This is a genomic window from Microbacterium sp. KNMS (genome assembly GCF_053851835.1).
The window spans coordinates 1-18,221 of sequence record NZ_JBSQBP010000040.1; the positions used below are offsets into that span (position 1 = coordinate 1).

Here is an 18,221-nt window from a genome sequence, read left to right on the forward strand (position 1 = left end):
CGGACTTAACCTGAACGAAAGGCCACCCAACGTCGGGTGGCCTTTCGTGCGTTACACGGGCATCACCCGAACACCGCGTGGGCCACGGAGAAGATCACGAGGCCCGCGAGCGCGCCCACGACGGTTCCGTTGAGGCGGATGTACTGCAGGTCGCGGCCCACGAGCAGCTCGATCTTCTCGGTCGTCTCCTCGGCGTCCCACTTCTCGACCGTGTCGGTGATGATCGACGCGATGTCGTGGCGGTAGCGCTCGACGAGGAATCCCGCCGCGTCCACCACCCATCCGTCGACGCGACGCTGGATGGCGCGATCGGAGCCCAGGCGCCCGCCGATCTCGATGAGCGCCTCGCGCATCCGCGTGCGCAGCGCGCTGCGCTCGTCGCCGAGCGAGACGATGAGGCCGTTCTTCGCGGTCTCCCATGCGCTTCCGGCGAGCTCTCGGACGCGCGGGCTGTCGAACACGGCGACCTTCGCGCCCTCGAGCTTCGCGCGCGTCTCCGCGTCGTGCTGGAGGCTGTCGGCGAGACGCGCGAGATAGCGGTCGATCGCCTTCCTGGCGGGATGGGCGCCATCCGCTCGCACGACATCGACGAAGGCCACGGTCTCGTTGTAGAGCGCGCCGTCGACGACGCGGTGAGCGAGCGAGGGCACCCAGGACGGAAGCCGCCGCGACACGAGGCCCGCGAAGGCGTCGCGGTTGTCGGCGAGCCAGCTCGAGAGGCTGTCCGCGGCGAGATCCACGGCGGCGTGGTGCGCTCCCGTCTCCACGATGCGCTCGAGCCACACGCCGGTGGGCGTGCCCCACTCCGGCTCGATGAGGTGCTCACGGGCGAGTGCCGCCACGAGGTCCTGCACGTCGTCGTCGCTCAGCGCCCGCAGCACGCCCTGCGCCATCGCCGCGCCCTCGGAGGACACCCGCTCGGCATGCGCGGGCTGCGCGAGCCATGCGCCGAGGCGCTCCGAGATGCGCGCCGACTGCAGCTTGCCGCGGACGACGGGTGAGGAGAGGAAGTTCGTCTCGACGAACTCCCCGAGCGAGCGCCCGATCTCGTCCTTCCGCGATGGGATGATCGCCGTGTGGGGGATGGGAAGGCCGAGGGGACGCCGGAACAGCGCGGTGACCGCGAACCAGTCGGCGAGTGCGCCGACCATCCCGCCCTCTGCCGCCGCGCGCAGGTAGGCGAGCGCCGGGACGGACTCCTGCAGCGCGAAGCCCAGCACGAAGAGGGCGGCCATGAGGAGGAGAGCGCCGAGGGCGACGGCCTTCATCCGACGCAGCGAGGCGAGGCGCTCGCGGTCGGCGGGGGACAGCAGCTCAGTCGGTGTGCGCGGCATGGCTCGATCCTCGCACGCGGGTCCGGAGGCCGGACGAGATGAGCCCGCACCCTGCTGCGCGCGGTACGCTGGCGCGGTGATCGACGACATCCAGAAGCGTGCCCTGCACCGCACGCGCATCCTCGAGGGGCAGCTGCGCGGTCTCGGTCGCATGATCGAGGACGAGGACTACTGCATGGACATCATCACGCAGTCCCGGGCCATCCAGCGGTCGCTCGAATCGCTCAACAGGCTTCTCCTCGAGAACCACCTGCGCACGCATGTCACGCACATGTTCGAGAGCGGAGGCGACCACCGCGAGCAGGCCGTCGCCGAGCTCCTGCGCGCCTTCGACTTCGACGGGAAGTGACCCGCTCTACGGGAGGGTCTGGACCGGCTCGGTGTCGGGGATCGGAGACGCGTCCCGGCCGCGCAGATCCGGGAAGCCGCGCACGCACACGATCGCGACGACCAGCCCGAGCACGATGAAGCCGAGGGCGGTCATCATGGCGCCGCGCGGCCCGATGCCGTCGATCATGAAGCCGGCGATCGCCGAGCCGAGCGCGGCGCCGATGAGCTGGCCGGTGTTGATCCATCCGTAGGCCTCGGCCGTCTCGCTGAACTTCACACTCGCCGAGGTGATGGCGAACGACATCGCGAGCACGGGGGCGATGCCGAGCCCCGCGATGACGAGCGATCCGCCCAGCCACCACGCGTCCAGGGAGACGAGCGTGAGCCCCACGCCGACCGCGATGATCGCGTAGCGGCGGGCCATGGACCACGGCGACATGGGGAGGTTGCCGAAGGCCAGGCCGCCCACGAAGCTCCCGACGGCGAAGACCGCGAGGATGAAGCCCGACTCGACCGCGCCCTCCCCGAACGACGCGACGACGCCCGCCTCCGCCGCGGCGCACGCGCCGATGAGGAGGAAGCCGAGCACGGTGGTCAGCACGACGGTCGGCCCGCGGAGCACGCGTCCGAACGAGCGCCGGCTGCGGGGGATGCGCACGCGTCCGAGCTCGGGGGAGAGGATGAACCACGTGCCTCCCGCGATCGTGAAGCCCACGATCATGACCAGGCCCACGACGGTCGAGATCTGCGTCGACACGAAGGTGATGAGCACGGGGCCTGCGATCCAGATGATCTCCTGCAGCGACGCGTCGAGCGAGTACAGGGCGGTCAGCTGCGACGCGTTGACCATCTTCGGGTAGATGGTGCGGACGGCCGACTGCACGGGAGGCGACGCGAGACCGGCGATGAGGCCGAAGAGGATGGTCACGGGCAGCGGCGCGGGCACGAGCGCGAGCGCCGCGATGGCGGCGGACGTGACGAGCGTCGTGAGGGCGAGGACGCGCCGCATGCCCCAGCGGCCCATCCAGCGGCTCGTCACGGGTCCGGCGACGGCCTGGCCGATCGACACGGCGGCGAGCACGGTGCCGGCCGCGCCGTAGGAGTGGTGGGTGTGCTCGACGTGGAGGAGAACGGCGAGTGCGACCATCCCTCCCGGGAAGCGCGCGGCCAGCTGAGCCGCGATGATGCGGCCGACGCCGGGCGTGCGCAGCAGATCACGATAGCCAGACACGCCTCTCACGCTATCCCGTCGGGATGGGGGCGAGGCGCGCCGCGGCCGACACGCCGAGACACGCCGAAGCAGCTTCTCCACAGGACGTCGGATGTCGGTGGCCGGGCGTAGCTTCGCGCCTGTGGAGAACCTCCGCCGAGAGGCGCGAGAACCGCGTGATCCGGGCATTTTCGAGGGTGCTCGGGCGTTGTATCCCTGTGGAGGCGTCGGTGGATGGAGCTGTGGTGAACGGTGGAAAATCACACGGATGTAACTACTAGCCCTTGTGGTGCCCCCGAACGTCGGCACCCATATGTAGTATTGAGAGCCCGGCAGGGGTATGCCGGCCGAACACGGATCTGAGGGGAAAGACATGGCGATCACGGTCTACACCAAGCCTTCGTGCGTGCAGTGCAACGCGACCTACCGCGCACTCGACGCGAAGGGCATCGAGTACCAGGTCACCGACCTCTCGCAGGACGCTGACGCGCTCGAGCAGGTCAAGGCCCTCGGCTACATGCAGGCGCCGGTCGTCGTGACCGACGAGGACCACTGGTCGGGCTTCCGTCCCGACAAGATCGACGAGCTCGCCGCCCGTCTGGTCTGAACCGGGAGCGCGGGAGTGATGTCCCCATGACCGCGACGCTCTCGGCCACGACGGCGCCCCTGCTCGTGTACTTCTCGAGCGTGTCGGGCAACACGGCGCGATTCATCGAGAAGCTCGAGCGGCACTCGGAGGGCATCCGATCCGTCCGCATCCCGCTGCACTCGTGGGAGGCGCCCCTCCTCGTCGACGAGCCCTTCGTGCTCGTGACCCCCACCTACGGCGGGGGCCAAGGACGCGGCGAGGAGAAGGGCGCCGTCCCCAAGCAGGTCATCCGTTTCCTCAACGACGAGCGGAACAGACGACACATCCGCGGTGTGATCGCCGCGGGCAACACCAACTTCGGCGATGCGTTCTGCCTCGCCGGCGACATCATCAGCCGCAAGTGCCACGTGCCGCACTTGTACCGGCTCGAACTGTTCGGCACGCCCGAGGACGTCGACCGCGTGAGCGACGGATTGGAACGATGGTGGAAGCGACAGCACTGACAGAAGCGGACTTCAAGCACAACGTGAAGTTCGACGGCATGGACTACCACGCCCTCAACGCCATGCTCAACCTGTACGACGCGGACGGGAAGATCCAGTTCGACGCCGACAAGCGGGCGGCGCGGGAGTACTTCCTGCAGCACGTGAACCAGAACACGGTGTTCTTCCACTCGCTCAAGGAGCGCCTGGACTACCTCGTGGAGAAGGAGTACTACGAGGGCTCGGTCATCGAGAAGTACCCGTTCGAGTTCATCGAGAAGCTCAACGCCTTCGCGTACGGCAAGAAGTTCCGCTTCGAGACGTTCCTCGGCGCCTTCAAGTACTACACGAGCTACACGCTCAAGACGTTCGACGGCAAGCGCTACCTCGAGCGCTTCGAGGACCGCGTCGTCATGACCGCCCTCGCCCTCGCGGACGGCGACCAGGACCTCGCGTGGAAGCTCGTGGACGAGATCATCTCGGGTCGCTTCCAGCCTGCGACGCCGACGTTCCTCAACGCCGGCAAGGCGCAGCGCGGCGAGCTCGTCAGCTGCTTCCTCCTGCGCATCGAGGACAACATGGAGTCGATCGCGCGCGGCATCAACTCGGCCCTGCAGCTCTCGAAGCGCGGTGGCGGCGTCGCGCTCCTCCTCTCGAACATCCGCGAGGCCGGTGCGCCGATCAAGCAGATCGAGAACCAGTCGAGCGGCATCATCCCGGTCATGAAGCTGCTCGAGGACTCGTTCAGCTACGCCAACCAGCTCGGCGCGCGTCAGGGCGCCGGCGCGGTGTACCTGTCGGCTCACCACCCCGACATCATGAAGTTCCTCGACACCAAGCGCGAGAACGCGGACGAGAAGATCCGCATCAAGACGCTGTCGCTGGGTGTCGTCGTGCCCGACATCACGTTCGAGCTCGCGCGCAACGACGAGGACATGTACCTGTTCTCGCCCTACGACGTCGAGCGCGTCTACGGCGTGCCGTTCGGCGACATCGCGGTGACCGAGAAGTACCGCGAGATGGTCGACGACCCGCGCATCAAGAAGACGAAGATCAACGCGCGCAAGTTCTTCCAGACGCTCGCCGAGATCCAGTTCGAGTCGGGCTACCCGTACATCATGTTCGAGGACACGGTGAACCGGGCGAACCCGATCAAGGGCCGGATCAACATGTCGAACCTCTGCAGCGAGATCCTGCAGGTGAACACGCCGACGACGCTCAACGAGGACCTCTCGTACGACCAGATCGGCAAGGACATCTCCTGCAACCTCGGGTCGCTCAACATCGCGCTCGCGATGGACTCGCCCGACTTCGGCCAGACGGTCGAGACCTCGATCCGCGCGCTCACCGCGGTCAGCGACCAGAGCCACATCCGCTCGGTGCGATCGATCGAGGACGGCAACGACCGCTCGCACGCGATCGGCCTCGGGCAGATGAACCTGCACGGCTACCTCGCTCGCGAGCGCGTGTTCTACGGCTCGGAAGAGGGCATCGACTTCACGAACATCTACTTCTACACGGTGCTGTTCCACGCTCTCCGGGCGTCGAACAAGCTCGCCATCGAGCGCGGCCAGGCGTTCGACGGCTTCGAGGAGTCGAAGTACGCCACGGGCGAGTTCTTCGACAAGTACATCGAGCAGGAGTGGGTGCCGCAGACGGAGAAGGTGAAGGAGCTCTTCGCGAACCACCACATCCCGACGCAGCAGGACTGGGTCGAGCTCAAGGAGTCCATCCAGAAGCACGGCATCTACAACCAGAACCTGCAGGCGGTGCCGCCGACCGGCTCGATCTCGTACATCAACAACTCGACGTCGTCGATCCATCCGATCGCGTCGAAGATCGAGATCCGCAAGGAAGGCAAGCTCGGCCGCGTCTACTACCCGGCGCCGTTCATGACGAACGACAACCTGGAGTACTACCAGGACGCGTACGAGATCGGCTACGAGAAGGTCATCGACACGTACGCCGCCGCGACGCAGCACGTCGACCAGGGCCTGTCGCTCACGCTGTTCTTCAAGGACACGGCGACCACGCGCGACATCAACAAGGCGCAGATCTACGCATGGCGCAAGGGCATCAAGACGATCTACTACATCCGACTCCGTCAGATGGCCCTCGAGGGCACCGAGCTCGACATGTGCGTCAGCTGCACGCTCTGACGGCGAAGAAAGAGGAACGAAGAGGATGACCGAGAAGCTGCAGCTTCTGGACCACGTCCAGGCGATCAACTGGAATCGCATCGAGGACGAGAAGGACGTGGAGGTGTGGAACCGCCTCACGGGCAACTTCTGGCTGCCGGAGAAGGTGCCGCTCTCCAACGACATCCAGTCGTGGAACACGCTCACCGAGCACGAGCAGCTGCTGACCATGCGCGTGTTCACGGGTCTGACGCTGCTCGACACGGTGCAGGCGACGGTCGGCGCCGTCTCGCTCATCCCCGACGCGGTGACGCCGCACGAGGAGGCCGTCTACACGAACATCGCGTTCATGGAGTCGGTGCACGCGAAGAGCTACTCGTCGATCTTCTCGACGCTGTGCTCGACGCAGGAGATCGACGAGGCCTTCCGGTGGTCGGTGGAGAACCCCAACCTCCAGAAGAAGGCCCAGATCATCATGGAGTACTACCGGGGCGATGAGCCGCTCAAGCGCAAGGTCGCCTCGACCCTGCTCGAGAGCTTCCTCTTCTACTCGGGCTTCTACCTCCCGATGCACTGGTCCAGCCGCGCGAAGCTCACCAACACGGCCGACCTCATCCGCCTCATCATCCGCGACGAGGCCGTGCACGGCTACTACATCGGCTACAAGTTCCAGAAGGGGCTCGAGAAGGTCGACGAGGCCAAGCAGGCCGAGATCAAGGACTACACGTTCTCGCTGCTCTACGAGCTCTACGACAACGAGGTGCAGTACACGCAGGACCTCTACGACTCCGTGGGCCTCACGGAGGACGTCAAGAAGTTCCTGCACTACAACGCGAACAAGGCGCTCATGAACCTCGGCTACGAGGCGATGTTCCCGTCGACCGTGACCGACGTGAACCCCGCGATCCTGTCGGCCCTCTCGCCGAACGCCGACGAAAACCACGACTTCTTCTCGGGGTCGGGCTCGTCGTACGTGATCGGCAAGGCCGTCGCGACGGAGGACGACGACTGGGACTTCTGACCTCCCGATTCTGACTCCGGCCCGAAACGGCTGGTGAGAGGCCCGGAACCGCAGGAATCTGCGGATCTGGGCCTCTCTTGTGCCTCTCTCAGCATCCGGAATTCGGCTTCGATGCGCCAGCGGGGTCGTGCCACTTCGTGCCACTGAGTGCGCCGGCATTCGCAGAAAAGGCCCGATCAGTAGGTGTTCCGCGCGTCCCAGCGTCCGCAGTGGCACGGAGTGGCACGCGTGTCCACGAGAGTCCGCTCGTGACCACGGGAGGGCATGATGAGCACCCAGCGAACCAACGGGACGTCGCCGGTTCGACGGGAGGCCTGGGGCAGCCTTCGCAAGCTTCCCTCGGGCCGATGGCAAGCGCGCTACCCTGCTCCAGACGGCGAGACCTACACCGCGCGAACCGAGGACGACAAGCCACTCACGTTCCTCACGAAGACGGATGCGCGCGCGTGGCTCGCCAGCGTGCAGACCCGGATCGCACGTCACGAGTGGGAGGCGCCGGCCACGCTCGCCGCGCGACGCCGGGCAGAGGCTGATCCATGGGCGCGGTGGCCACGAGCGCCGACAACTCACTGGCCGAGAGCGTCAACGCCGCGCTCAAGCGGGAGCTCCTCGAAGGCACTGCGGCGTTCCCGGACCAGGCCACCGCCTACCGGGCGGTGTTCCGATGGGCGCACCGCTACAACACCCGAAGGCGCCACTCAGCGATCGGCCAGATCACACCGAACAGCTACGAGAACGCCCACGACGCCGCGAGGTCAGCTACCCTCGCGGAAGCGGCATAACCGAACCGACACCGTGTCCACGATCGAGGGTCAAGGCCCGAAGAGAAGGCGGTCGCGCTCGTGCTCGCACAGATCTTGCTTTTCGCGAAATGGAATGACAGACAGGTAGGACTCAGTGGCCGAGCCTGACACGATCATGGATGACAGGCAGCGACGGATCCTCGCCGCGCTGCAGGACAAGCGTGCGGAGCTAGCCAACTTTTATCGAACCGCGTTGAGGTTGCTCAGCGGCGAGCTCGAAGTATTCGATCCGCGCACGCGTGTTGCTTTCATTGGACATTGCATGCGGGAGGTCATGAATCGTGTACTTGGCGCGCTGGGCCGGCCAACCGCCCCTCGGTTCAAGCCTTCCTCCGGCGACCAAGTAAAGGCACTCCCAGACCTTCTCGCAAGGTTTCCGGAACTCGAGCTCGACCGCGACGGCGACTCTGTCCCAGTGCCCCAAGAAGTCGCCGCTGCGATGGACATGCTGTTCAAGGCGGCGATCCACGAGAAGCGCCGGATCAGGGACGATGTTGCTGCACTGATCACCGACGATGACAACGCAAGTCACGTTGCCGTGACGCAGTGGATTCAGTCGCGGGATTATTTCGTGAAGTGGGCACATCTCCACGAGCGCGATGTAGCGGAGTCAGACTTGCCAAGTGACGACGAGATGTGGGGACACGTCGGTGTCTTCGAGGAGTTGCTTGACGGAGTCATTACGGCCTTCTTCGCTTCTTTGCACGCGATCGAGGATCTGATTAGCGAAATCAACGCCACGGAGGAGGGGATCGATGCCTAGCTTCCGTGCTCCAACTCCAGAGCAGGTGCGCGCGGCCTTGCTCAAGATCCCGACGTTTCAACTTCGACGGGCCTTCTACGAGCGACTCGAAAATCCGCTCTGGGTTCGTCCCCTTCTCGATGCGGGGGCGTTCACGAACCCGCCGGAGCCGGAGTCAACCGGCGACGGGTACCTCCGTGACACGTACTGGCCAGAAGTTTCCTTCCTAACTCGGATCGCGCCACAAGCGCCCGACGACGTCGTGGATGTGTTGCTGCGGCTGCAGGAGAGTAACAACGGTTGGGTTCGCCGCGCCGTGTTTGAGATCGGATCTCAGATCCCGACCGACTCAAGCGTTCGACTGGAACCACTCATCAAGGCTTGGGCGCCGACGGGATTCGGTTGGAGGACTGATCCGCGGTCCCTCGTGTCGCTTTCGATCAATTTGCTCGAAGGCGGTCAGCCTCGTCTTGGTCGCTGGCTCGCCAACACCTTGTTCGAGCCTCGCCCAAGCGACGACAGCAAGTCCATCCGGAAGCCTGAGCTTCTCCTCGAGGAGTACTGGTATGAAGAGGAACTTCCTCGGATGGTTCCAGCGCTCGGCGAGAATGCGCTCAAAGCGCTCGTCGGCTGGCTAACGGCTTATGTCAAGGCTTCCGGTCATGCCTCGGGCGATTACGACTTCAGCGCGATGGACCGGTCGTCGATTGACTCGCGTGGCGACCACACGGATCGCCCAGAGGATGCGCTCATCGATGCCGTCCGCGACGTTGCGGTTCGGTCGCTGCGCACGGATCCGACCGGAACGCTGAACGTTCTGCTGCGCGGCGGCGTGAAGCTGTTGAGGAAGATCGCCATCTACGTTGTGGCCGAGGCGATTCGTCAGGAACTCGAGGCGGGAGGCGACGTCGCGGCCCTTATTGACGCGGCGAAGCAATTGCTTGAAGAGCCGGAATCAGACGATGAATACCTTCGCGTCGAGTATGCACAACTGGCACGAGCCGCCGCTCGGGCAGAACCGGCTGCGACGTCTGTCGTAACTCCGTTCCTCGCGAGAGCATTCGAGGTCGACCTTGCCTGGATGCGAGAGCGACTTCCGCGCCCAGAGAGTCTCACTGATCCAGAGTGGGAAGAGAGCGTTCAAGGAAGAGCCCAGCGGTACCGGCACAGTTGGCTTTCGGCGATCGGGCACGACGCTTTGCCGGCAGACTTGCGCGAAGAGCTTGCCAAACTTGACGAAGCACACGGCCCAATCGACGACCCGCTCGAACCGATGGGTCGAGTCACCAGTTGGAGCGGCCCCAACCCCCACACGAGCCAGGACGCAATGGCCGCGATGGCGCCAGCGGAACTGGTTGTTCACCTCGCGAGCTGGCACGACAAGGGCGATGGCTGGGGACCGGAACCGTCGCATGAAGGCCAAGGCAGAGCCCTTTCGGGTCTTCTGACGACCAACCCGCTGGCGCTGAGGGGCGTTCGTCAGCTTGGGAATCAGCTTCGCCCGACCTACCTGCGCGCGATCTTGCAGGGTTGGGAAGCGGCGACCAAAGCTGATCTCGAGCTCGATTGGGCGCAGGTTGCCGAGCTAGTAGAGCACGTGCTCGATCACCCGCTACCTTCTCCTTTTCCGGTTGAAGGCGGCGACTTCGACGACGACAAGGACTACAGCGGTGCGAAAGACGCGGCTATTGGCTTGCTCGAGGAGCTGCTCAAGAAGCGAGGTTCGATCGTAGTTCCGGACGAATATGAGGAGCGGTTCGCGAGGCTTCTGATCGATCGATCGGGTGACGAAGACGCCTGGGCCAACTACGACTCCTACAGCCACGAGGGTTCCGGGTGGGATCCGCTCAATATGTCGCTCAATTGGCAGTGGCCAAGCAGGGTGCGAGCGCTCATCGTCGCCGCGACCAGCGCGGAGAACTTGCCATGGCAGGACGACGCACTTACGGCGATCGAGGCCGAGGCGTCACGCGTCGACCAGCACGGTGCGGGCCGAGCTGCACTCGGCGAGGGACTCGGCAGACTGCTGAACGCAGCACCTGACTGGATCAAGACCCACCTCGACGATCTGGTCGGCACTCGCGCAGGCATCTCGGTCGAGCAGCAGATCGTCCTAACCACAGCGATGGCAACACATCGCTACAACCGCGCCATGTACGAACTTCTGACGCCCGCGATGCTTGCGGCGATTGACGTCGGCGACGCGCTCGTTGCTGGCTGGAAGGAAGAGTCCGACCCACTGCCACGCATTGGCGAGTGGGTCATCGATGCGTTCGTCTTCGGGCACATAGATGCAGAGGATCCGGTCTTCGATGCCTTCTTCTCCAAAGCCAGCCCGGAGGTTCGCGGTGACGCTCTAGGCAAGATCGCATGGTCCTTCTTCCGTGCGTCCTCGGTAGATGGTCCGATTCGCGATAGATTCGCAACTCTTTGGGACGACCGCATTCGTCACGTTCGCGAGCACCCCAGCGACAGCAAGGAGCTCGAGGGCATCTATTGGCTCGCTAAGAGAAACTCGTTCTCGTCAGAGTGGTGGCTTCCCCGCCTGCGTGAAGCACTCGAACTCGAACCCACAATCGCGACCGAGCGATACATTATCGGAAAGGAACTGGCGCAGGCATCAACGACCGACCCGGCAGCTGCGCTCGCTGTGCTGAAACTCCTTCTGGGCCGGCGGCGCGAAGACGGCGGATCAGCATTCGACCTGAGTCGGCACGCGATTCCCGTCGTCATCGCGAACGCCATGATGTCGCCGGATGAGGACCTGAAAAGCCAAGCCGAGGCATACATGAACGAACTTGGCGCCCAAGGGAACCACTCCCTTGAAGGCCAAGTTCAGGCTGTCCTCGACGGCAGAGTGAGCGTCGATGACGTAGATGATTAGGGCTGGCCTGTGCCAGCCGCGAGCAGAAGCTCGTTCGGGTACGTCTATCGCGGAGTGCCTGCTGGGGATCCGAGCGCACGTCGACGCTCCGCTTGCGGGCAGTGCGCGAAAAGGGATCCGATGTGACGTCGGTCGCAATCCCTCAAAGGCGATGGCCAGTGATCCGCCGGGTCGCCCTGGGGTGGGTGGGTGGTCACCACTCCGGACGTGGGACAGATCGAGGGGCTTCCTCGGCCACCGGCACAAAGCGGCGGAGCAACGACACGTAGCCGAAGTGATGGTTGTAGGTGAGCGCGTATGGCGAGGCGTCGTCGCGGAGGACGCGATCCGTAGCGGCTTGCGGAATCTCGTCGTAGACGTAGCCGTTCACCAGTGCGGCGTCTCGCGTCTCCTCGCCGCAGTCCCATTGGGCCAGGTGACGCGCGGCAGTCTCCGGCCCGTGCCTATCGATCAGGTCGAGCACTTCGTCGGCCTCTTGGCCCTGCAAGAACACGACGCTCATCCAGCGCATACCTTCCGTCGCGTCGGTGCCAGCGACCGGTCCAGCTCCTGCGGTGGTGCCATTTCTCATGATGCGCTCCCTATCTACCTATGAGGTGCGCGTGGCGTACGCGTCGTCTGGGAGGCACTCGTGGTCGTCATCAGCGGGGTCGGTTACGCTGGCCTTGGCGTGGCTCAAACCTGACGGTTGAAGCGATTCGGGTGCGAGTGGCATGCAGACCGCACGGAGAGCGCGCCGACCTAGATTTTCTGCGTAGTTCCGCGGGTTGCGACGAGAACTGGGGCTTCTAGATCCCGTGCATGCCAAGAGGGCGGCTCCTTCGGGAGCCGCCCTCTTCGCGTCTGCCTCTCAGCGTCGGACGAGGAACACGTCGACCTCGTCCTCGCTGTCGAGCGCGAATCCCATCCGCTCGTAGAGCCGACGTGCGGGGCTGCCCTGCAGCACGTTGAGCCGGAAGGGCCCCGCGCCGTCGAGCGCCGCCGTGAGCACCGCCGTCCCGATTCCGCGCCCCTGCAGGTGCGGCGACAGGTAGAAGTGCTCGATCCACGTGCCGTCGGCGGATGGCCGGATCGTGACGGTTCCGGAGTCGGCTCCGTCGACGACGATCACCTTTGTGAGAGCGGGATCGAAGGCGGCGAGGAAGCGCGTGCGCACACGCTCCGGGTCGTAGCGGCCGAGGCGCTCGAGGTCGGCGCGGAGCACGTCGGCTCGCAGTTCGGCGATCCACGCGGCGTCCGACGCGACGGCGGGGCGGAGGGTCCAGCGCATCCCCTCAGGGTAGGGGAGTGCGTCCGGGGACAGCCGAGGCGATCGGCCCGATGGTCGATGAGAGCATTCCCTTCGCGGTCGCGACGCTCGTCGTCGACGGCGGTGACGTCATCCTCACGCGCCAGTACCGGTATCCGCTCGACCGGTGGATCTACGACCTTCCGGGTGGCGCCGGCGCCGCGACCGAATCGCCGAGCGCTGCCGCGCGCCGCGAGCTCGAGGAGGAGCTCGGTCTCACGCCCCATGCGTTGAAGCCCTTGCATACGTTCGCCGTCAATCCCGGGCGCTCCGCGTGGTCCGTCCACCTCTTCTTCTGCGAAGCCTGGACGTCAGTCGGACCCGCGGACGCGTCCGACCCGTCCGAGGAGGTGCGCCTCGTCCGCATGGCGCTGCACGAGCTCGACGCGGCGATCGCGAGCGGCGAGATCGTCGACCCCTCCCTGATCGTGGCCCGCGCGTGCGCGGCCGCGAGCGGGCTTCTGCCACCTCTCGGCGCGACCGCGCAGGACCCGCATCGGGCGGGAGCCGCACCCCGGTGATCCAGTGACGCGCGGCGGCTCGACGACATCCCCTCCTCGCAGCGAAGCGTGTCGGCGACGCCTCGTACCCTGGAAGGCGTGCTCGTGGGTGTGATCAGACGAATCGACAGCGGCAAGCTCGAGGCCGAGGCGGAGACGCAGGCGGAGGTCCGCGAGGCACTCGAGGCGCAGGTCCCGGCGGGGCACGTGCTCACGGACGCGACGGTCGCCATGGCCAAGCGCTCGACGCGGATCAGCGCGGTGGGCGTGTACCGCAGCACCGAGATCGCGGAGATCGAGGCCGACGACATGGCGAGCCTCGAGGCGAAGGTGCCCGAGGGATGGTCGCTCCTGTCGGTGCGGCGGCTCTGAGCCCACCTGCGCGAAGGCGCCGCCCGCGAGACCTGCGGGCGGCGCCTTCGCGTCGAGGAGGGCCTCAGCCCAGCGGAACCGAGCCGACGAGGATGCCGACGGCGAGCATGACGAGCGAGACGACCGTCGCGCGCCACAGCACCTTCTTGTGGTGATCGCCGAGGTTGACGTTGGCGAGCGACACGAGCAGCAGGATGGCCGGCACGAGCGGGCTCTGCAGGTGGACCGGCTGCCCGATCACGGATGCGCGGGCCATCTCAGCGGGGGAGATGCCGTACGTCGCCGCGCTCTCGGCGAGGATCGGCAGGATGCCGTAGTAGAACGCGTCGTTCGACATGAAGAACGTCATGGGGATCGACAGCAGACCCGTGATCACGGCGAAGAACGGGCCGAGCGCGGGCGGGACGATGTCGACGACCCAGTCGGCCATGGCCGTGACCATGCCGGTGCCATCCAGCACTCCGACGAGCACGCCCGCCGCGAGCACCATCGAGACGACGCCCACGATGCTGGGTGCGTGCGCGACGATCTCGGCGCTCTGCTCCTTGAGCTTCGGGAAGTTCAGGATGAGCGCGATGCCCGTGCCGATCATGAAGACGAACGCGAGGGGCAGGACGTCCATGACGAGCAGGACCATGACCGCGACCGTGAGCGCGAGGTTGAACCAGATGAGCTTCGGGCGCAGGGTGGGACGGTCGGGGCTGAGCATCGTGTCGGCCATCGCCGTGTCCCGCTCGTCCTCAGCGATCACGGCGGGCGCCGCGAGGCCCGATCCCTTCACCGTGAGGACGTTCGTCGTGCCGAGCACGGCACGCGCGCCGGGCGTTCCGACGCCCGACCGCAGCCGCGGAACGCGCATGCCGAAGCGTCCTGCTCGCGTGCTGCTGCCATCCGCCTGCGCCTCGTCGAGTCCGGTGAGGCTGAGCTTGCCGAGGCGGCGGCGCTCCGAGAGCCCGAGCAGCCAGGACAGGCCGAGCGCCACGGCGAGACCCACGGCGAGTGAGGGGATCATCGGGACGAAGACGTCGGTCGGCTGGAGGCCGAGTGCGGTCGCCGCGCGCACGGTCGGACCGCCCCACGGCACGATGTTGAGCGTGCCGTTCATGAGGCCCGCGACGCACGTGAGGACGACCGGGCTCATCCCGAGACGCAGGTAGAGCGGGAGCATCGCCGACGTCGTGATGATGAAGGTCGTGGAGCCGTCGCCGTCGAGCGAGACGGCGCCGGCCAGGAGCGCCGTGCCGAGCACCACCTTCGCGGGGTCGTCGCCGAGGGCGCGGGTGATGAAGCGGATGAGCGGATCGAACAGGCCGACGTCGATCATGATGCCGAAGTACATGATCGCGAACATGAGCAGCGCGGCCGTCGGCGCCATGTCGCCGATGGCCGAGATGACCATGTCGCCGAGGCCGAGTCCGGCGCCCGCGAAGAGCCCGAAGATCGTGGGCACGAGGATGAGCGCGACCATGGGAGTGAGCCGCTTGGTCATGATGAGCACCATGAACGCGAGGATCATGGTGAAACCGAGGATGACGAGCATGTGACGTCCTTGTCGTCGTGTCGCAGCGCGTCGTCGCGTGCGGCGGTGGAGCGTACTCGGCGACGATACGGAATCGGCTCGGCTCAGGAGGGGATGCGCGCATTGCGCAGGGATCTGCGCGTTGAGTCGGTTGTGCGCATTCTGCTCACGCGACGCGGAGGGGATACTCGACCCATGCGGTTCACGACGCGGGTGTTCGCGATGCAGCTCATCGCCGCCGCGGTCGTCATCGCGGTGTGCGTCTCGGCGTTCGCGCTGCTCGGGATCGGCCAGCTGCGCGACGAGGCGGAGTCGACGGCGCTCGCGGTCGCGCGGACGGTCGCGAGCGACCCTCAGGTGCGGGCGGATGTCGCGTCGTACGCGGGGCGGGAATCGCTGGATGGCGAAGCGCTCGCCGAAGGCGCGCTGCAGGACTATGCGGCCGAGATCGTCGAGCGCACGGAGACGCTCTTCGTCGTCATCGCGAACGACCTCGGCCTCCGGATCGCGCACCCGGATCCCGCGCTGCTCGGCGAGCGGGTGAGCACCGATTTCACGCGGGTGATCGCGGGCGACGAGGTCGTCGCGTGGGAGCGCGGGACTCTCGGCGAGTCGGTGCGCGCGAAGGTGCCCGTCCGCTCTCCGGATGGCGATGCGATCGTGGGCGAGGTGAGCGTCGGCTTCGCCCCCGCTCGCGTCTTCGCGGATGCTCCTCTGCTCGTGGCGCTCTTCGTCGCGATCGCGGTGGTCGCCCTCGCGGTCGCGGCGCTCGTGTCGACCCTCATCCGCCGACGGCTCGAGCGGCTGACGCGCGGCGTGCAGCCGGAGGAGCTCGGCGGTCTGCTGCAGAGCCGCGCCGCCATCCTCGAGGGCGTGCACGACGGGGTGCTCGCGGTATCGGACGATGGCCGCGTGCGCGCGGCGAACGAGGCCGCCCTCGAGATCGTCGGGGACGCGCAGGCGGTCGGGCGCCGCCTCGAAGAGCTCGATCTGCCGCCGCGGTTGCGGGCCGCGCTCACACGGGCGCTCGACGGCCAGGCCTTCGTGACCGGCGAGCTCGTGCTCGCCGACCGTGTCGCCTACGTCGAGGTGCGGCGGGTCCGACACGAGGGGCGCTCGCTCGGCGTCGTCGCCGTGCTGCGGGATAGGACGGATGTCGTCGCGCTCGCGGAGCGCCTCGATGCCGTGCGCGCCGCGACGAACGCCATGCGCGCGCAGCGCCACGAGTTCGCGAACCGGGTGCATGCGGTTCGCGGCATGCTCGCGGCAGGGCGCATCGACGAGGCGCAGGGCCTGCTCGGCGAGTTCGCGGATCGCGGCGCTCTGCCGGAGGAGGCCGGGATCGATGTCGCGGATCCGTTCCTGCGATCCTTCCTCGCGGCCAAGCGGGTCGAAGCGGGGGAGCGGGGCGTCGAGCTGCGGATCGGGGCCGACACCTTCCTCGTCGGGGCGGTCGCCGAGCCCGAGGACGTCGCCGCCGTGCTGGGCAACCTCGTCGACAACGCCGTCACAGCCGCCGCGGCCGGAGCGGAGCCCCGGTGGGTCGAGGTATCGGTCCTCGACGCGGGGGACGAGCTCGCGGTGACGGTCGTCGACTCCGGGCCGGGCGTCGACGATCCCGAGAGCGTGTTCGAGCGCGCGCGGGCGGCCGAGGACGACGTATCGTCGCGCGTGCACGGCCGCGGGATCGGGCTGCCCCTCGCGCGGCGCTTCACTCGACGGCGCGGCGGCGAGCTGTGGCTGGCCGAGGCGCGCGGCGTCGGGCATGGCGCTGTGTTCGCGGCGCGTCTGCCCGGCGTCATGCGCTCGCGAACGGCTGACGACGGGGAGGATGGGATGACGGCAGAGGGGGACGCGACGTGACCGGCGACATCCGAGTGCTCATCGTCGACGACGACTTCCGCGTGAGCGGCATCCATCGCGACATCGTGGCGGCGCGCGCCGGCTTCGAGGCGCTCCCGCCCGTGCGCGACGCGTCATCGGCGCGCACGGCCATCCGCGACCTCCGTCCGGATCTGCTGCTCCTCGACGTCTACCTGCCGGATGGCGATGGCATCGAGATCGGGCGGGAGTCCGGCATCGATCGCTTCGTGCTGAGCGCGGCCGACGACGTGCCCACCATCCGCCGCGCGCTCGGCTCCGGTGCGCTGCACTACCTCGTGAAGCCCTTCGATCCGCGGGCGCTGCAGGACCGGCTCGATCGATACGCCCGGTTCCGCAACCTCCTCGCCTCCGAAAGCGCGACGCAGGAGACGATAGACCGCGCGATGGCCGTGCTGCACGGGGGAGCGGCGACGACGCCCGCCCGCGCCGGCACGCAGCAGCTCATCCTCGACGCGCTCGCCGAGGGGGAGGCCTCGAGCGTCGAGCTCGCCGAGCGCGTGGGGGTCTCGCGCGCGACCGCGCAGCGGCATCTCGCAGAGCTCGCGGCCCGCGGCGCCGTGGAGGTGGCGCTGCAGTACGGATCGGCTGGACGCCCGGAGCACCGGTATCGCGTGAGCTGAGCCCTCCGTCGTGTGGTGTGCCTGTCGTCTGGTGTGCCTGTCGTCTGGTGTTGGTGTGCCTGTCGTCTGGTGCGCCTGTCGTTTGGTGTGCGGGGTGGATGTCGGTGGTGTGTGCTAAGCGGTCGTCGCAGAAACACCCCGATCAGGGGAAGAAAGGTGTTGCGCTCTTCGTATCGATGTTCTATGCTGGCTGTATGGCGAAGGAGCCAGGATTCGAACCTCTCTTCCCGGGCGCGGCGGTCCGGGACGCGCTGACGCGACTGGAAGGGCTGGCCGAGAGCGTGCGCGGGGTGACGGACGCGGACCTGATCGCGCTCGCGGGGGAGGTCGAGCACCTCGGGCGCACGCTCGACGCGCTGCGCACCCGGGTCGCGGGAGAGATCGATGCCCGCTCCCGCCGCGGTGACGACGACCCGCTCGCGGGCCGCTACGGGTGCCGCACCGGGCTCGAGCTGCTCGAACGGCTCACCGGGGCGTCGAACCGGGAGCTGCGCGGGCGGGTGCG

General features: G+C 66.9%; 17 protein-coding genes and 1 pseudogene. 13 read left to right on the forward strand and 5 right to left on the reverse strand.

Annotation, left to right across the window (positions count from 1 at the left end):
* Window positions 1–62: 62 nt before the first annotated feature.
* On the reverse strand, window positions 63–1,334 hold the full coding sequence (locus ACWXWW_RS17305; RefSeq protein WP_455971194.1) for a DUF445 domain-containing protein: 1,272 nt from the start codon (window positions 1,332–1,334) through the stop codon (window positions 63–65).
* A gap of 76 nt (window positions 1,335–1,410) precedes the next feature.
* Here ACWXWW_RS17305 and ACWXWW_RS17310 point away from each other — a divergent pair, with 76 nt between their 5' ends.
* Window positions 1,411–1,683, forward strand: a complete 273-nt coding sequence (locus ACWXWW_RS17310; RefSeq protein WP_271174754.1) for a metal-sensitive transcriptional regulator — start codon at window positions 1,411–1,413, stop codon at window positions 1,681–1,683.
* Window positions 1,684–1,689: 6 nt separating this feature from the next.
* Here ACWXWW_RS17310 and ACWXWW_RS17315 read toward each other — a convergent pair whose 3' ends face one another.
* A complete protein-coding gene (locus ACWXWW_RS17315; protein ID WP_455971196.1) occupies window positions 1,690–2,895 on the reverse strand; it encodes an MFS transporter in 1,206 nt (401 codons plus the stop codon).
* A gap of 352 nt (window positions 2,896–3,247) precedes the next feature.
* Here ACWXWW_RS17315 and nrdH point away from each other — a divergent pair, with 352 nt between their 5' ends.
* The 7 genes and pseudogenes from nrdH to ACWXWW_RS17350 all read left to right on the forward strand — a co-directional run bounded on the left by nrdH (window position 3,248) and on the right by ACWXWW_RS17350 (window position 11,533).
* Entirely contained in the window at window positions 3,248–3,481 is a 234-nt protein-coding gene (gene nrdH, locus ACWXWW_RS17320) for a glutaredoxin-like protein NrdH (protein WP_271174756.1), read from the forward strand.
* Window positions 3,482–3,507: 26 nt separating this feature from the next.
* Window positions 3,508–3,966, forward strand: coding sequence for a class Ib ribonucleoside-diphosphate reductase assembly flavoprotein NrdI (gene nrdI / locus ACWXWW_RS17325; RefSeq protein ID WP_271174757.1), 459 nt, complete (start codon window positions 3,508–3,510; stop codon window positions 3,964–3,966).
* The gene (nrdE, locus tag ACWXWW_RS17330) at window positions 3,945–6,104 is read left to right on the forward strand and encodes a class 1b ribonucleoside-diphosphate reductase subunit alpha (protein ID WP_271174758.1); all 2,160 of its coding nucleotides are present in this window, start codon (window positions 3,945–3,947) and stop codon (window positions 6,102–6,104) included. Before nrdI ends, nrdE begins: the two co-directional genes overlap by 22 nt.
* A 25-nt stretch (window positions 6,105–6,129) precedes the next feature.
* The gene (nrdF, locus tag ACWXWW_RS17335) at window positions 6,130–7,104 is read left to right on the forward strand and encodes a class 1b ribonucleoside-diphosphate reductase subunit beta (protein WP_271174759.1); all 975 of its coding nucleotides are present in this window, start codon (window positions 6,130–6,132) and stop codon (window positions 7,102–7,104) included.
* 533 nt (window positions 7,105–7,637) lie between these two features.
* Window positions 7,638–7,886, forward strand: a pseudogene (locus ACWXWW_RS17340) (integrase core domain-containing protein); the annotation flags it as partial.
* A 136-nt stretch (window positions 7,887–8,022) separates the two neighbouring features.
* Window positions 8,023–8,670, forward strand: coding sequence for a hypothetical protein (locus tag ACWXWW_RS17345; RefSeq protein ID WP_282980532.1), 648 nt, complete (start codon window positions 8,023–8,025; stop codon window positions 8,668–8,670).
* The gene (locus ACWXWW_RS17350; protein WP_455971197.1) at window positions 8,663–11,533 is read left to right on the forward strand and encodes a hypothetical protein; all 2,871 of its coding nucleotides are present in this window, start codon (window positions 8,663–8,665) and stop codon (window positions 11,531–11,533) included. Before ACWXWW_RS17345 ends, ACWXWW_RS17350 begins: the two co-directional genes overlap by 8 nt.
* Before the next feature lie 193 nt (window positions 11,534–11,726).
* Here the strand turns inward: ACWXWW_RS17350 and ACWXWW_RS17355 are convergent, their stop codons facing one another.
* Together ACWXWW_RS17355 and ACWXWW_RS17360 are read right to left on the reverse strand one after the other, a co-directional pair.
* Window positions 11,727–12,035 (reverse strand): hypothetical protein, encoded by a 309-nt coding sequence (locus ACWXWW_RS17355; RefSeq protein WP_271174762.1) that lies wholly within the window; start codon window positions 12,033–12,035, stop codon window positions 11,727–11,729.
* Window positions 12,036–12,383: 348 nt separating this feature from the next.
* The gene (locus ACWXWW_RS17360; protein WP_271174763.1) at window positions 12,384–12,803 is read right to left on the reverse strand and encodes a GNAT family N-acetyltransferase; all 420 of its coding nucleotides are present in this window, start codon (window positions 12,801–12,803) and stop codon (window positions 12,384–12,386) included.
* A 50-nt stretch (window positions 12,804–12,853) separates the two neighbouring features.
* Between ACWXWW_RS17360 and ACWXWW_RS17365 the strand changes: the two genes are divergently transcribed.
* Both ACWXWW_RS17365 and ACWXWW_RS17370 read left to right on the forward strand, forming a co-directional pair.
* Window positions 12,854–13,342, forward strand: coding sequence for an NUDIX hydrolase (locus ACWXWW_RS17365; RefSeq protein ID WP_455971199.1), 489 nt, complete (start codon window positions 12,854–12,856; stop codon window positions 13,340–13,342).
* A gap of 90 nt (window positions 13,343–13,432) precedes the next feature.
* Window positions 13,433–13,693, forward strand: coding sequence for a hypothetical protein (locus tag ACWXWW_RS17370; protein WP_455971201.1), 261 nt, complete (start codon window positions 13,433–13,435; stop codon window positions 13,691–13,693).
* Between the two features lie 64 nt (window positions 13,694–13,757).
* On the opposite strand, the gene ACWXWW_RS17375 is transcribed toward ACWXWW_RS17370, so the two are convergent.
* Window positions 13,758–15,233 (reverse strand): CitMHS family transporter, encoded by a 1,476-nt coding sequence (locus ACWXWW_RS17375; RefSeq protein WP_455971203.1) that lies wholly within the window; start codon window positions 15,231–15,233, stop codon window positions 13,758–13,760.
* Window positions 15,234–15,407: 174 nt separating this feature from the next.
* Here ACWXWW_RS17375 and ACWXWW_RS17380 point away from each other — a divergent pair, with 174 nt between their 5' ends.
* The 3 genes from ACWXWW_RS17380 to ACWXWW_RS17390 form a co-directional block, all read left to right on the forward strand.
* Complete coding sequence (locus ACWXWW_RS17380; RefSeq protein ID WP_455971205.1) at window positions 15,408–17,075, forward strand: ATP-binding protein; 1,668 nt, start codon at window positions 15,408–15,410, stop codon at window positions 17,073–17,075.
* A complete protein-coding gene (locus ACWXWW_RS17385; protein WP_455971207.1) occupies window positions 17,072–17,716 on the forward strand; it encodes a response regulator in 645 nt (214 codons plus the stop codon). The genes ACWXWW_RS17380 and ACWXWW_RS17385 overlap by 4 nt, the downstream gene beginning before the upstream one ends.
* Before the next feature lie 194 nt (window positions 17,717–17,910).
* The coding region (locus ACWXWW_RS17390) for a hypothetical protein (protein WP_455971209.1) at window positions 17,911–18,221 on the forward strand (311 nt) is incomplete at its 3' end.

Bases quoted from the DNA above. Each gene is read 5' to 3' on its own strand.
- ACWXWW_RS17305 (WP_455971194.1), bottom strand. From the start codon at position 1,334: ATGCCGCGCACACCGACTGAGCTGCTGTCCCCCGCCGACCGCGAGCGC.
- nrdH (WP_271174756.1), top strand. From the start codon at position 3,248: ATGGCGATCACGGTCTACACCAAGCCTTCGTGCGTGCAGTGCAACGCG.
- nrdI (WP_271174757.1), top strand. From the start codon at position 3,508: ATGACCGCGACGCTCTCGGCCACGACGGCGCCCCTGCTCGTGTACTTC.
- nrdE (WP_271174758.1), top strand. From the start codon at position 3,945: ATGGTGGAAGCGACAGCACTGACAGAAGCGGACTTCAAGCACAACGTG.
- nrdF (WP_271174759.1), top strand. From the start codon at position 6,130: ATGACCGAGAAGCTGCAGCTTCTGGACCACGTCCAGGCGATCAACTGG.
- ACWXWW_RS17345 (WP_282980532.1), top strand. From the start codon at position 8,023: ATGGATGACAGGCAGCGACGGATCCTCGCCGCGCTGCAGGACAAGCGT.
- ACWXWW_RS17350 (WP_455971197.1), top strand. From the start codon at position 8,663: ATGCCTAGCTTCCGTGCTCCAACTCCAGAGCAGGTGCGCGCGGCCTTG.
- ACWXWW_RS17355 (WP_271174762.1), bottom strand. From the start codon at position 12,035: ATGAGCGTCGTGTTCTTGCAGGGCCAAGAGGCCGACGAAGTGCTCGAC.
- ACWXWW_RS17360 (WP_271174763.1), bottom strand. From the start codon at position 12,803: ATGCGCTGGACCCTCCGCCCCGCCGTCGCGTCGGACGCCGCGTGGATC.
- ACWXWW_RS17365 (WP_455971199.1), top strand. From the start codon at position 12,854: ATGGTCGATGAGAGCATTCCCTTCGCGGTCGCGACGCTCGTCGTCGAC.
- ACWXWW_RS17375 (WP_455971203.1), bottom strand. From the start codon at position 15,233: ATGCTCGTCATCCTCGGTTTCACCATGATCCTCGCGTTCATGGTGCTC.
- ACWXWW_RS17380 (WP_455971205.1), top strand. From the start codon at position 15,408: ATGCGGTTCACGACGCGGGTGTTCGCGATGCAGCTCATCGCCGCCGCG.